Origin of the sequence: Lentzea sp. NPDC004782, from assembly GCF_040609115.1 — a bacterium.
Classification (GTDB): domain Bacteria; phylum Actinomycetota; class Actinomycetes; order Mycobacteriales; family Pseudonocardiaceae; genus Lentzea.
Genome location: NZ_JBEXJN010000022.1, coordinates 12,843 through 25,432 on the forward strand (window position 1 = coordinate 12,843; position 12,590 = coordinate 25,432).

At 69.4% G+C, this 12,590-nt stretch carries 14 protein-coding genes; 11 read left to right on the forward strand and 3 right to left on the reverse strand.

Features of this window, described 5'->3' with window-relative positions; all coding sequences use genetic code 11:
* Positions 1–19: 19 nt before the first annotated feature.
* Positions 20–2,281: a TOMM precursor leader peptide-binding protein gene (locus ABZV40_RS20995; protein WP_355443820.1), complete on the reverse strand. Its 2,262-nt coding sequence runs from the start codon at positions 2,279–2,281 to the stop codon at positions 20–22.
* Positions 2,278–2,460, reverse strand: coding sequence for a hypothetical protein (locus ABZV40_RS21000; protein ID WP_355443822.1), 183 nt, complete (start codon positions 2,458–2,460; stop codon positions 2,278–2,280). Before ABZV40_RS21000 ends, ABZV40_RS20995 begins: the two co-directional genes overlap by 4 nt.
* Before the next feature lie 210 nt (positions 2,461–2,670).
* Here ABZV40_RS21000 and ABZV40_RS21005 point away from each other — a divergent pair, with 210 nt between their 5' ends.
* From ABZV40_RS21005 to ABZV40_RS21040, 8 genes are all read left to right on the forward strand, one after another.
* Positions 2,671–3,480, forward strand: a complete 810-nt coding sequence (locus tag ABZV40_RS21005) for an AfsR/SARP family transcriptional regulator (RefSeq protein ID WP_355443825.1) — start codon at positions 2,671–2,673, stop codon at positions 3,478–3,480.
* Positions 3,481–3,637: 157 nt separating this feature from the next.
* Positions 3,638–3,889, forward strand: a complete 252-nt coding sequence (locus tag ABZV40_RS21010) for an acyl carrier protein (RefSeq protein ID WP_030465059.1) — start codon at positions 3,638–3,640, stop codon at positions 3,887–3,889.
* 33 nt (positions 3,890–3,922) lie between these two features.
* Positions 3,923–4,858 (forward strand): aromatase/cyclase, encoded by a 936-nt coding sequence (locus ABZV40_RS21015; RefSeq protein ID WP_355443828.1) that lies wholly within the window; start codon positions 3,923–3,925, stop codon positions 4,856–4,858.
* 21 nt (positions 4,859–4,879) lie between these two features.
* Positions 4,880–5,065, forward strand: coding sequence for a hypothetical protein (locus ABZV40_RS21020; protein WP_355443831.1), 186 nt, complete (start codon positions 4,880–4,882; stop codon positions 5,063–5,065).
* Positions 5,066–5,086: 21 nt separating this feature from the next.
* Positions 5,087–5,797 (forward strand): hypothetical protein, encoded by a 711-nt coding sequence (locus tag ABZV40_RS21025; RefSeq protein WP_355443834.1) that lies wholly within the window; start codon positions 5,087–5,089, stop codon positions 5,795–5,797.
* A complete protein-coding gene (locus tag ABZV40_RS21030; RefSeq protein ID WP_355443837.1) occupies positions 5,794–7,062 on the forward strand; it encodes a beta-ketoacyl-[acyl-carrier-protein] synthase family protein in 1,269 nt (422 codons plus the stop codon). Before ABZV40_RS21025 ends, ABZV40_RS21030 begins: the two co-directional genes overlap by 4 nt.
* Positions 7,059–8,273: a ketosynthase chain-length factor gene (locus tag ABZV40_RS21035; RefSeq protein ID WP_355443840.1), complete on the forward strand. Its 1,215-nt coding sequence runs from the start codon at positions 7,059–7,061 to the stop codon at positions 8,271–8,273. The genes ABZV40_RS21030 and ABZV40_RS21035 overlap by 4 nt, the downstream gene beginning before the upstream one ends.
* A gap of 80 nt (positions 8,274–8,353) precedes the next feature.
* The gene (locus tag ABZV40_RS21040) at positions 8,354–9,256 is read left to right on the forward strand and encodes an acyltransferase domain-containing protein (RefSeq protein WP_355443843.1); all 903 of its coding nucleotides are present in this window, start codon (positions 8,354–8,356) and stop codon (positions 9,254–9,256) included.
* A 153-nt stretch (positions 9,257–9,409) separates the two neighbouring features.
* Here ABZV40_RS21040 and ABZV40_RS21045 read toward each other — a convergent pair whose 3' ends face one another.
* Positions 9,410–10,186 carry a cyclase family protein gene (locus ABZV40_RS21045; protein ID WP_355443846.1) on the reverse strand — a complete coding sequence of 259 codons (777 nt, stop codon included), beginning with the start codon at positions 10,184–10,186 and terminating at the stop codon, positions 9,410–9,412.
* Positions 10,187–10,274: 88 nt separating this feature from the next.
* Between ABZV40_RS21045 and ABZV40_RS21050 the strand changes: the two genes are divergently transcribed.
* From ABZV40_RS21050 to ABZV40_RS21060, 3 genes are read left to right on the forward strand one after another with little or no spacing between them, the layout of a single operon-like run.
* Complete coding sequence (locus tag ABZV40_RS21050; RefSeq protein WP_355443849.1) at positions 10,275–10,565, forward strand: antibiotic biosynthesis monooxygenase family protein; 291 nt, start codon at positions 10,275–10,277, stop codon at positions 10,563–10,565.
* Positions 10,562–11,560 carry a CaiB/BaiF CoA-transferase family protein gene (locus tag ABZV40_RS21055; RefSeq protein WP_355444200.1) on the forward strand — a complete coding sequence of 333 codons (999 nt, stop codon included), beginning with the start codon at positions 10,562–10,564 and terminating at the stop codon, positions 11,558–11,560. The genes ABZV40_RS21050 and ABZV40_RS21055 overlap by 4 nt, the downstream gene beginning before the upstream one ends.
* Positions 11,561–11,570: 10 nt before the next feature.
* Positions 11,571–12,503, forward strand: a complete 933-nt coding sequence (locus ABZV40_RS21060; protein ID WP_355443852.1) for an LLM class F420-dependent oxidoreductase — start codon at positions 11,571–11,573, stop codon at positions 12,501–12,503.
* Positions 12,504–12,590 lie beyond the last annotated feature (87 nt).

Below are 12,590 nucleotides of genomic sequence, written 5' to 3' on the forward strand. Positions count from 1 at the left end.
CCACTCCGGGCAGGTGGGGTCACATGAACAACGGGATCGGGTTGAGCTCTTCGTACCTGCGCGGCCGATCCAGGCGACCCAGTTGTACCGGGACGTCGTAGAGGCGCCCTTGAGCGAACCTCGACCAGAAGTGCCGCAGGCCCGGCACGACCACCCGGACCACCGGAAGCCCGATGTCGGGCCTGGTCTGGTCGAGCACCAGCAGCTCCATCCCGCGGGCCTCCAGCGTGTCCTGGATCGCGCGGATGTCGTCCGCGATGTCGCGCCGGTGCTGGAAGCCGTGGTGGAACACGTCGCGCGGCGGCTCGGCGGGGTCGGGCGCCAGCCACGGCTGCTCGTCGAGGCGGGTGTGCTCCAACCAGTTCCGCGTGTCGACGTCGAGCGCGTCCAGCTGGACCTGCCCGCAGACCAGCGGCATGCACTGGTTCAGCTCGGTGAGCGCCCGGCGTGCGGCGATCCGCGGGTCCAGGTGGGCACCGCAGCCGAGCATGATGTCGTCGCGGGGTCCGTCGGTGCGGCGGGACAGGGCCACCATCACCGGCACGCCGAGATCGGCGGTGACGTCGAGCAGCCACAGCTCGCGGCCGAGGCCCGCGTGCACCTCACGGCACTCGTCGATCCACGCGTCGTGGAACGAGTCGAGGTCCACGCCCGGCATCGGAGTGCGGTTGTACCACCAGATGGCGACCGAGTCGCGTTCGATCAGCTCCAGAAGTCCTTGCAGCAGCGCGTCTTCCAGGCTGCTTCCCGCGGCGCAGCCGTTGGAGTCGGACGTGATGCTCGGCGGACAGGGGGCGCCGAAGTAGAGCATGCCGGTCGGCAGCAACTTGTGCCGTCGTTCGGTGAGCGACCACAGCGGGCTCCAGTCCATCACCTCGTTCTCGTCGAACGGGGTGGTGACGTGCTGGAACGCCGAGTGGGCCGCGTTCCAGGCCTCGCGGTCGTCGAACTGGCGCGGGTGGTACTGCTGCACGGTGCCGGGGTGGATCGCGAGGTTGCCGAGCGAGGCGTAGCTGCCGCTCACCCGGGCCTCTTCGCCGAACCAGGTGCCGCTGCGTCGTTCCACGGCCTCGCAGAGCGCGCCGACCTGGGCGTCGAGCGGCGTCACGCCCTTGCCGCCGGTGTCGGCCCGCAGCGACGAACGCAGTCCCTCCACGCCCTCGCCCGCGGCCGCGACGTTCGAGCCCGACATGAACGAGTTGAAGAACGCCGGCCCGCGCTCGTTGCGGCGGATCTCCCGCACGACACCGGTGAGCGGTCCGATGAGGTGCCGGTAGGTGTCGAGCACCTCCTGCGGGGACGCCGACCGGTGGCCGCCGCCCTCGCAGGAGCGCTTCACGCGCCTGGTGAGCTCGACCGGTTCGAACGCCCTGCGTGCGACGATCTGCGGGTCACCGCAGCCGGAGCACTGCGGACGGCGCCGCACCTCGTGCTGCGTGACCTTCATGGTCAGGCTGTCGTAGTTCCAGATCGACCGCTGCGCCTCGTGCCGGATTCCCGCGAGCCACTTCGTCGCCTCGACCGACGCGAGGTCGAGCGCCGTCGCCTGCAACGACGGCAGCCCGATGACGGGGCGCGGTGCGGGACCGCTCTGTCCGCACCGCGCCCGCACGTGCGCCTCCGCCCTGCGGTTCGCCGAGAGGCGGGTGGCCAGGCAACGCCAGCACGGGCCGTCGCCCGGGGTGAAGAACGGGCCCACGCACACCTGCGCCCCGACCGGCTTGACCAGCAACCACGGCGTGCCGGCCGCCCGGTGGGCGGCGTCGACGTCGCGGAGATCGGGTGCCAGGTAGTCCGCACACGCCACGACCGTGAGGTCACCACTCCCCGAGGTGACCGTCAGTCCGTTGCGGTGCAAGGATTCCACCAGCGAGTCGCGGTCGATGTCGCCGATCGCGACGACGGAGACGAGCGACGTCGTTGTCGCCGTCACCGCGTCCGCGGGATCGACCCCGGCCGCGTCCCAGTACGCGAGCGAGGCCTCCGTCGTGGCCGAACCGTCCTCCGTGCCGCGCCTGCCGATCAGGCCCGCCGCGGCGAGCCGCACGAGCATGCGCCGCACCTTGTCGGCGGTCAGATCGGTGGGAGCGTCGCGCAGCAGTGCGGCCAGGTCACGGGTGCCGTCCAGCAACGTCGCCAGTGACTCGACGTGGCTGCCCGCGATGGCCGTGACCCCGGACTCCCCGAAGAGGTAGACGGCTTCGCCCCGCACTATCTGCGGCCGGAGGTGTCGTTTGAACCCGATGCGTTGCGCACCCAGTTCGGCCACGTCGTCTCTCATGCCGCGAGGACCTCTTCCTGGACCTTGAAGCGGCTGCCGGGCATGGTCCAGCCGCAGCTGGTGATCCACGCGCTCCAGTCCATCGAGGCCTCACGGTCGAGCTCGTAGATCTTCAGGTCGTCGGAGTCGTCCGCGGCGGGGACCGAAGCCAGGTGCTCCACGGTGACGGTGGGGTACATGCGCATCTCCGATGTTTGCGGTTCGATTGGTGTGGGTAATCGTGCCGACCAGCGGTAATGCACCGGTAGTTACCGGCTAATGCGCGCGGGTATGAAGTTCTCATACCCGCGCCGGGGAGAACTCACCCGACATCGATGGCTGACGCACTAACGCCCTCCTGACCGGCGGACCACACTGATCCAATGGTTCGAGCAGAAGGAGGGACGGCGATGCAGATCAAGGTCCTGGGGCCGGTCGAGGCCAAGGTGAACGGTCGCTCGGTGACGCCGACGGCGGCCAAGCCGAGGCAGATCCTGGCGCTGCTCGCCCTGCACTCCGGCTCGGTGGTGTCCGTGCCGACCCTGATCGAGGAGCTGTGGGACGACCGCCCGCCGCGCAGCGCGCGCACCACGTTGCAGACCTACATCCTGCAGCTGCGCAGGCTGATCGGTGACGCGCTGGCCGCGTCGGGCGAGAGCGGCGCCAAGGAGGTGCTCGTCACCCGTTACGGCGGCTACCTGCTCGACGTGCCGGAGGAGGCCGTCGACGTGCACGAGTTCGAGCGCCTCGCCCGCGCCGGCCAGCACGCCTTCGACGCCGACGACCACGCGGCCGCGTCCCGGCTGTTGCGCTCGGCGCTGGAGATGTGGCGCGGACCCGCCGTCGTCGACGTCCGGCCGGGCATGCCGCTGGGCATCGAGGTCGTGCGCCTGGAGGAGGCACGGCTCGGCGTGCTGGAGACGCGCATCGAGGCGGAGATGCGGATGGGCAAGCACAAGTCGCTGCTGAGCGAGCTGGCCGTGCTGACCGTGCAGCACCCGATGAACGAGCACCTCTGTGCGCAGTACATGATCTCGCTGTTCCGCGCGGGGCGGCAGTGGCAGGCGTTGGACGCGTTCAGGGCGTTGCGGCGCACGCTCGTCGACGAGCTCGGCGTCGAGCCGTCGGCACGACTGCAGCAGCTGCAGCACGCGATCGTCACCTCGGACCCGCGGCTGGACCGCGCGGAAGCCCGCCAGCTGCAAGGACTCCTGGCCTGACCCGAGCTCCAGCGGCCCCCGCCACACTGTGGCGGGGGCCGTTTTTCGTTGTACGCCAAGGGTTTGTTCGAGGAAACCTCCACCGGACTACCAGTGCGCCCTGCCAACCTCGCTTTGTGGGCGCGCGGAAACGCCCAGGTGAGGAAAGGAAGAAGCCGTGAGCGCACTGACCATCGAGGGTCTCAAGGAGATTCTCAACGAGGCCGCCGGCGAGGACGACTCGTTCAAGGCCGGCCAGGACATTCTCGACACTCCGTTCCTCGAGCTGGGCTTCGACTCGCTGGCCCTGCTGGAGACGGTGGCGCTGATCAAGCGCCGGTACGGCGTCGGTGTCGGCGACGACGAACTCGCGGACATCGAGACCCCGCGCGAACTGCTGGCCAAGGTCAACGGCGACCTCGCGGCCTGACCGCCGGCGAGCCGAGAACGGAGACACGGGGACATGACGCACACCACCACGCACACGGTCATGATCGGTGCCCCCGCCAAGGTGGTGTACGACCTGATCGCGGACGTGACGCGCTGGCCGTACACCTTCGGGCCCACGGTGCACGCCGAGGTGTTCGAGACCGACGGGTCGACCGAGCGGCTGCGGCTGCACGCCTTCGCCAACGGTGACGTGCGCACGTGGACGTCTCGCCGTGAGCTGGACTCGGCGAACCTGCACGTCAAGTTCGAGCAGGAGCGTTCGGCGGCGCCGGTGAAGTCGATGGGAGGGGAGTGGCGCATCGTGCCGATCGCCGACTCGGCGACGCGCGTCGACCTCCTGCACCACTTCACCACCGCGCAGCCGGAGGCGGTCGACCTCGTCCTGAGGGCGGTGAACAACAACAGCGACGCCGAGCTCGCGGCGCTCAAGCGCGCTGCCGAGCTCGGCGACGACTACGACCGGATGGTGTTGTCGTTCTCCGACAGCATCACGATCCACGCGACGCGCAAGGACGTCTACGAGTTCCTGTACCGGTCCGACCTGTGGCCGCAGCGGCTGCCCCACGTCGCCCGGCTCGACCTCACCGAGGCCGTCACCGGGGTGCAGTCCATGGAGATGGACACGCGCAGCCCGGACGGCTCGATCCACACGACGCACTCCGTGCGCGTGTGCACCCCGCACGACACGATCGTCTACAAGCAGACCAGGACGCCGCCGATCATGGCCGCGCACGTCGGCCGGTGGACGCTCAGGGACATCGGTGACGGCATCGAGGCAGGGGTCGTGGCGACCTCGCACCACACCGTGGTCATCCGCCCGGAGGTCGTCACGGAGGTGCTCGGTCCGGACGGGACGGTCGAGCGCGCCAGGGAGCTGATCCGCCACGCGCTGGGCACGAACAGCCTCACGACGCTGCGGCACGCCAAGGAGTTCGCGGAGAACGGCTGAACCTGATTCGGGGTGGTGGCGATGGCCTTGGACGGTGTGGACCTGTTGACCGCCGCGGCCCGTGCCGCGGGCCGCAACGGCCTGTACGTGGTCTCCATGTACCTGGAGAAGGCCGCGGTCGAGCACCAGCGCAGGGGCTGCCCGTCCGAAGTGGGCCACTGCGCCTACGAGATCGAGGCTTCTCGCGTACTGCTGTCGGGGTTCTGATCAGAGCGCGAGGGGTTCTGGATGCGGCTCTACGACATCTCGCTGCGTCGCACCGGTCTGTCCATCTCGGACAGACTGGTCGCGGTGCGGCGGCTCGACGCGCTCGGAGTCGCGTTCGTCGACGGAGGCCGGCCAGGCCGGTCGTTCTACCGCCGCGCCGCGATCGAGCTCTCGTTGCGGACCGCTACTCTCATCGCTTCCGGTGGTGCGGAGGACCTCACCGCACTGCTCGCGGCGGAAACCCCCGCGGTGGCAATGGTTGTGCAAGGGCACGGCTTCTCGGTCCTCCGCGAAGCCGTGCGTCAACTCGTGCGCGCCGAACGGCGAGTGATCGTCGAGGCGCGGGATTTCTTCGACAGCTGGCTGATCGACCCCGACCACGCGTTGGAGGTCGTGCTGACAGCCGCGGAGGCCGGGGCGGAAACCGTGATCCTGCACGACACCGCGGGCGCGTTGTGGCCCGACCAGGTGGGCGAGATCGTCGCCGCCGTCGCGGACACCGGTGTGCCCCTGGGGTTCGGTTGTGACGACGGCGGCTCGGCGGCGAAACAGCTGTTCGCGGCCGATGCGGGGGCCGGACTCGTACAGGGGTCCTACGCCGTCGTTCGAGGTGGCCTCGATCGGGCCGTCTCACCATCGGTTCATTCGGCAGAGACAGGTGTCGCTCCCGTGCCCTGTCCGAGATTGGAGCAGACCGTGTCCGCACAGAAGGCGATTGGAGGTGTCCGATGAGTCGTCGCGCCGTCATCACCGGGGTGGGCGTGGTCGCACCTGGTGGCATCGGAACGAAGGCGTATTGGAAACTGCTGTCCGAAGGGCGTACGGCGACTCGCATCATCACGCACTTCGACGCGTCTCCGTACCGCTCCCGCATGGCGGGTGAAGCAGACTTCGACCCCGTGCGCGAAGGCCTGACGCCGCAGGAGATCCGCAGGCTCGACCGCGCCGCGCAGTTCGCGGTCGTCGCGGGCCGCGAGGCGATGGCCGACTCGGGCATCGAGTTCGACCAGCTCGACCCCGGCCGCATCGGTGTCTCGCTCGGCACCGCGGTCGGCTGCACGACCTCGCTGGAGCGCGAGTTCATCGTCGGTTCCGACCGGGGCAAGTACTGGGAGGTCGACCAGTCCTACGCGGTGCCGCACCTCTACGACTACTTCACGCCGTCCTCGATGGCGACGGAGCTGGCGTGGGTCGTGGGCGCCGAGGGTCCGGTCTCGGTCGTCTCCACCGGTTGCACGTCCGGCCTGGACTCGGTGGGCTACGCCGCCGAGCTGATCATGGAGGGTTCCGCGGACGTCGTCGTCACCGGCGGCACCGAGGCTCCGCTCTCCCCGATCACCGTGGTGTGCTTCGACGTCATCCGCGCGTCCAGCACCCGCAACGACGACCCGGCCACCGCCTGCCGCCCGTTCGACAAGACGCGCGACGGACTGGTCCTGGGCGAGGGCTGCGCGATCATCGTGCTGGAGGAGCTGGAGCACGCCCGCGCCCGCGGTGCGCACATCTACGGCGAGGTCGCCGGCTTCGCCTCGCGGTGCAACGCCTACCACATGACGGGCCTGCACCCCGAGGGCATCGAGATGTCCGACGCCATCAACATCGCGCTCAAGCAGGCGCGGGCGGACGTCACGGACGTCGGCTACATCAACGCGCACGGCTCCGGCACCAAGCAGAACGACCTGCACGAGACGGCGGCGTTCAAGCGCTCGCTCGGTGCGCACGCCTACAAGGTGCCGGTGTCGGGCTTCAAGTCCATGATCGGGCACTCGCTCGGCGCGATCGGGTCCCTGGAGATCGTCGGCTCGCTGCTGGCGTTCGAGCAGGACCTCATCCCGCCGACGGCCAACCTGCACGAGCCGGACCCCGAGTGCGACCTCGACTACACACCGCTGGTCGCGCGCGAGAAGAAGGTCAACACGGTGCTGACCGTCGGCAGCGGTTTCGGTGGATTCCAGAGCGCCATGGTGCTCAAGAAGGTGGAAGGGGCAGGCCGGTGACTCGGGCGGTGGTGACGGGAATCGGCATCGCGTCGCCGAACGGGCTGGGGCCGACCGCGTACTGGCGGGCGACCCTGCACGGGGAAGCGGCGATCAAGCCGATCACCCGGTTCGACAGCGCCAACTACTGGGCGAAGATCGCCGGTGAGGTGCCGGGCTTCGAGGCGGGCCGGCACCTGCAGGGCCGGCTGCTGCCGCAGACGGACCACATGACGCGGTTGACGCTGGTGGGCACGGACTGGGCGTTGCGCGGCGCGGGCGTGCAGCCCAACGACATCCCGGACACCGACATCGCGGTGATCACCGCGGCGACGGCGGGCGGGTACGAGTTCGGCCAGCGGGAGCTGCAGAAGCTGTGGCACCAGGGCCCCGAGTACGTCTCGGCGTACCAGTCGTTCGCGTGGTTCTACGCGGTCAACACGGGCCAGATCTCCATCCGCCACGGCACGCGCGGTCCCGGCGCGGTCGTCGTGTCCGAGCAGGCCGGTGGCATCGACTCCATCGGGCACGCCCGGCGCCAGCTGCGCAAGGGTGTCCAGCTGGCGTTGACCGGTGGCATGGACTCGTCGCTGTGCCCGTGGGCCTGGGTGGCGCACCAGGCCTCGGGTTGCCTGTCCCGCAGCAACAACCCGAAGCGCGCCTACCTGCCGTTCGACCGCGACGCCTCCGGGTACGTCGCGGGAGAGGGCGGCGCGATCATGGTGCTCGAGACGCCGGAGTCGGCGGCCGGGCGTCCTGGCACCCGGATCTACGGTGAGATCGTCGGGTACGCCTCGACGTTCGACTCGCGGATGCCCTCGCGGGAGCCGGGGCTGAAGCGGGCGGCGGAGCTCGCGTTGCGCGACGCCGGCATGGACGCCTCGGAGATCGACGTCGTCTTCGCCGACGCGGCGGGGATTCCCGAGCTCGACAAGGCCGAGGCCGAGGCGATCAAGGGCATCTTCGGGCCGTTCGGCGTGCCGGTCACGGCGCCGAAGACCATGACCGGCCGCCTGTTCGCCGGCGGTGGGTCGCTGGACGTGGCGTCGGCGATCCTCTCCATCTACTGGAGCGCGATCCCGCCGACCGTCAACGTCGAGAACCCCGTGCCGGAGTACGAGATCGACCTCGTGATGAACGAGGCGCGGCACGGCAAGGTGAAGGCCGCCCTGGTGCTCGGGCGCGGCAAGGGCGGGTTCAACTCCGCCATGGTGGTTCGCGAGTACCGGTGATGTCACCCGCACAGGGGTCGTGAGGTCGTTCCTCGCGGCCCCTGTCGCTTTTCTGGAGGCTTCTTGTGGATGTGGCACTCATGTTTCCCGGACAGGGGTCGCAGTACCCGCGGATGGCGGCGTCCCTGTACGGCGTGGAGCCCGTGTTCACCTCGGTGGTGGACGAGGTGTTCGAGCTGTTCGGCGAGGTCGGTTCCGTCGCCTGCGAGGACTGGCTGGCCGGGGCGGACATCGATCACGTGTCGCGCGCGCAGCCGTTGCTGTTCGCCGTCGACTACGCGTTGGGGCGCATGGTTCTGTCGTGGGGCGTCGAGCCCGTCGCGTTGATCGGGCACTCGGCCGGTGAGGTCGTCGCGGCGACCCTAGCGGGTGTCTTCTCGTTGCGGGACGCGGTGTCCCTGGTGCGGGACCGGGTCGTGTCGGCCGTGTCGATCCCGTCCGGCGGGATGCTGGCGGTGGCGGCGTCCGAGGCCGAGCTGATGCCCTATCTGACCGGCGACGTGGCGATCGCGGCGGTGAACTCCGCCCGGCAGACGATGCTGGCCGGCCCGGACGAGCCGCTGGCGGCGGTGCGCACCCGGTTGGAGGCGGACGAGTTCGTCGTGGTGACCGTGCCCGCCACCACGCCGTTCCACAGCCCGGCGATGCAGCCCGCCGTGGACGAGGCGCTGGCGGCGTGGAACGTCTCGCCGCGCGCGCCCCGGATCCCGGTGTACTCGGGCTACACGGGCACGTTGATGACCGAGCACGACGCGTTGTCCCCGCGGTTCTGGACGCGGCAGCTGACCGACGCCGTCTACTTCGGACCGGCGCTGAACGACCTGCTGGCGATGTACGACGTGCTGCTGGTGGAGGCGGGGCCGGGGCAGACGCTGACGTCGTTCGCGCGCCGCACCAAGGCCGTGCGGCACGGTGCTTCCCAGGTGCTGCCGTTGCTGGACGCGTCGGACTCCGTCGAGGCTGCTCGTTCGCGGTTGGTGTAGCGCGTATAAAGGGCCGCCCTCGCGGTGAGGGCGGCCCTTGGCGGATTTCTAGTCGATACCGCGAATGATGTGGTCCTCGTTCTCGGGTGGCGATGTTTCGTTGCTGTCCATGCTTTTCACGGTAGGTTCGGTGATTCAGCTCTCACTTGAACGCTAGTCGTCCAGGAGCGCGACGGCCCTGGTCCAACCCGCACCCGCGCCCTTGATCTTGACCGGGAACGCGACGACGGTGAACCCGAAGTCCGGCAACGCCTCCAGGTTGCTCAGGCGCTCGATCTGGCAGTACTCGCGGTCGCGGCCGGCGAAGTGCGCGGGCCACAGCACGCTCTGGTCCCCGGTCGCCAGGTAGCGCTTGACGATGTCCGGGAACGGCGCGTCGAGGCTGAACGCGTCGGTGGCGATCACCTTGACCCCCAGGTCCAGCAACAGGTTCGTGGCCGGGCCGTCGAGTCCGGTGTAGTCGGTGAAGTAGGTCTGGGTGCCGGCGTGCTGCGCGGCGCCGGTGTCGAGGATGACGATGTCCATCGGCTTCGGCGTGTACCCGATGCGGGCGAACTCCTTCTCCAGCACCTCGGGACCGATGACGCCGGTGCCGTGGCCGCGGACGTCGAGCTTCACGCCGGGGTTGTGGAACCACTCCAGCGGCATCTCGTCGATGTGGCGCGGGATTCCGTTGCCGTACGTGGTCTTCGAGCCGTAGTGGGACGGCGCGTCGACGTGCGTGCCGGTGTGGGAGGTGAGGCTGATCCGGTCCAGCGTCAGGAACTCCGAGTCCCGCAGCACGGACACGTCGAACTCGATGCCCAGCCGTTTCTTGAGCTGCTCGGCCATGTGTTCGGCACCCTGGGCGGCCGTGAGCACCTCGTGCGTCACCGGGTCCGCTTCGTACACGGATGCGTCAATGTGGGAAGACAGATCGATGATGCGCATGGTTGCGAGCTTGGCGGGCGTTCCTTGAGCACGTCTCAAGACGCGGTGTGCATGGTTCTCTCCAGCTGACACCGCTTCTGGAGGGGCCATGATCACCTTCGTCAACCGCTTCACGCTCACCGGTGACCCCGAGGAGTTCGAGAAGGCCTTCGACGAGACGGCGGCGTTCCTGCGCGCGCAACCGGGCCTGATCAAGTACACGCTCTCACGCCAGCTGGACGACCCGGCCTCGTACGTGAACATCGCGTTGTGGGAGAGCGCGGACGCGTTGCGCGCAGCTCTCGCACACCCGGACTTCGGCGCCCACGCCAAGGCGATGCGCGGCCTGGCCGAGTCGCACGGCGCGATCTTCAGCCCGCGCCTCTCCTTCGAAGCCTGATGGCTCCGCTGGAGGGCTTGAAGGTCGTCGAGTTCGGCGGCATCGGTCCCGGTCCGCACGGCGCGATGCTGCTCGCGGACCTCGGCGCGGAGGTCGTGCGCGTCGAGCGTCCGTCCGGCGGGCTGTCCGTGGTGCCGGACGCCTCCCGCGACTTCCTGTTGCGCGGCAGGCGTTCGGTGTCGGCGGACCTGAAGTCCGCTGCCGGGCGCGCTTCGGTGCTGTCGCTGATCTCCGCCGCCGACGTGGTGATCGAAGGCTTCCGCCCCGGTGTGCTGGAACGGCTGGGGCTCGGGCCGTCCGACTGCCTCGCGGTCAACCCCGGGCTGGTCTACGCGCGGATGACCGGGTGGGGCCAGACCGGTCCGCTGGCCGACCGGGCCGGGCACGACATCAACTACCTGGCGCTGACGGGGGTGCTGCACGCGATCGGCAAGCCGCCGCTGAACCTGGTCGGCGACTTCGGCGGTGGTTCGCTGTACCTGGTGCTGGGCGTGCTGGCCGCGTTGTGGGAACGCCGGCGCACCGGGCGAGGACAGGTGGTCGACGCGGCGATCGTCGACGGTGTGGCGTCCCTGGCGCAGATGATCTGGTCGATGAAGGCGCAGTCGGTGTGGGAGGACGCGCCGGACTCGAACCTGCTGGACGGCGGATGCCCGTTCTACGCGCTCTACGAGTGCGCTGACGGTCGTTCCGTTGCCGTGGGGTCGTTGGAACCGCAGTTCTACGCGTTGTTGTTGTCCGGTTTGGGGCTGTCCGCGGACGAGCTTCCGTCTCAAATGGACCGTGACGGCTGGCCGTTGCTGCGCAAGACGTTCGCCGAGGTGTTCCTGACCAGGACCCGCGACGAGTGGTCGGAGGTGTTCGCGTCGTCCGATGCGTGCGTGACACCCGTGCTGACCTTGGCGGAAGCGGCCTCGCATCCGCATCTCGTCGCGCGCGGGGTGTTCACCGCTGAAGGCGCCGCCACTCCCGCGCCGCGGTTTTCCGTTGAGTAGATTGCTTTTCGTGGAACTGCGAATCTTCACCGAGCCCCAGCAGGGGGCGACCTACGACGACCTGCTCCGGGTGGCCAGGACCGCGGAGGACGCCGGGTACGGCGCCTTCTTCCGCTCCGACCACTACCTCAAGATGGGATCGGTCGACGGTCTGCCCGGCCCGACGGACCCGTGGATCACCTTCGCCGGCCTCGCCCGCGACACCAGCACGATCCGCCTTGGCACGCTGATGACAGCCGCGACGTTCCGCTACCCGGGACCGCTCGCCATCAGCGTCGCCCAGGTCGACCAGATGTCCGGCGGCCGGGTGGAGTTCGGCATCGGCGCCGGCTGGTACGAGGCCGAGCACACCGCGTACGGCATCGAGTTCCCGCCGCTCAGCGTCCGCTTCGAGCGGTACGAGGAGCAGCTCGCCGTCATCACGGGACTCTGGGAGACACCTCTCGGCGGCACGTTCTCGTTCGAGGGCAAGCACTACACGCTGACGGACTCCCCGGCGCTGCCGAAGCCGGCCCAGGACCGCATCCCGGTGCTGATCGGAGGCATGGGCGCACGCCGGACCCCGGCGCTGGCCGCGTCCTACGCCACCGAGTTCAACCTGCCGTTCGTCGGCATCGACGCCGCGGTCGAGCAGTACGCCCGCGTCGACGCCGCGTGCGCCGAGATCGGCCGCGACCCCCGCGAGATCACCCGCTCGGTCGCTCTGGTCGCGTGCGTCGGCCGCACCGACGCCGACATCGCCCGCCGTGCCGCCGCGATCGGCCGCGAGGTCGGTGAGCTGAAGCAGAACGGCCTCTGCGGCACTCCGGCCGAGGTCGTCGAGCGCATCGGGCAGTGGCGCGAGGCGACCGGCGTCCAGCGCGTCTACCTGCAGATGCTGGACCTGTCCGACCTCGACCACCTCACCGAGATCGCCGCGGACGTCGCCCCGCAACTGGGCTGATATATCGCGTATCGGATATCGGCTGCTTGGCGAACGGCCGCCGACATGGGCGCCGCGTAGTTCGCGGAGTGTCGCCGATGTCGAAGT

Coding starts and splice junctions, on each gene's coding strand:
- ABZV40_RS21020 (WP_355443831.1), top strand. CDS start 4,880: ATGGCCTTGGACGGTGTGGACCTGTTGACCGCCGCGGCCCGTGCCGCG.
- ABZV40_RS21015 (WP_355443828.1), top strand. CDS start 3,923: ATGACGCACACCACCACGCACACGGTCATGATCGGTGCCCCCGCCAAG.
- ABZV40_RS21030 (WP_355443837.1), top strand. CDS start 5,794: ATGAGTCGTCGCGCCGTCATCACCGGGGTGGGCGTGGTCGCACCTGGT.
- ABZV40_RS20995 (WP_355443820.1), bottom strand. CDS start 2,281: ATGAGAGACGACGTGGCCGAACTGGGTGCGCAACGCATCGGGTTCAAA.
- ABZV40_RS21045 (WP_355443846.1), bottom strand. CDS start 10,186: ATGCGCATCATCGATCTGTCTTCCCACATTGACGCATCCGTGTACGAA.
- ABZV40_RS21050 (WP_355443849.1), top strand. CDS start 10,275: ATGATCACCTTCGTCAACCGCTTCACGCTCACCGGTGACCCCGAGGAG.
- ABZV40_RS21040 (WP_355443843.1), top strand. CDS start 8,354: ATGTTTCCCGGACAGGGGTCGCAGTACCCGCGGATGGCGGCGTCCCTG.
- ABZV40_RS21005 (WP_355443825.1), top strand. CDS start 2,671: ATGCAGATCAAGGTCCTGGGGCCGGTCGAGGCCAAGGTGAACGGTCGC.
- ABZV40_RS21000 (WP_355443822.1), bottom strand. CDS start 2,460: ATGTACCCCACCGTCACCGTGGAGCACCTGGCTTCGGTCCCCGCCGCG.
- ABZV40_RS21025 (WP_355443834.1), top strand. CDS start 5,087: ATGCGGCTCTACGACATCTCGCTGCGTCGCACCGGTCTGTCCATCTCG.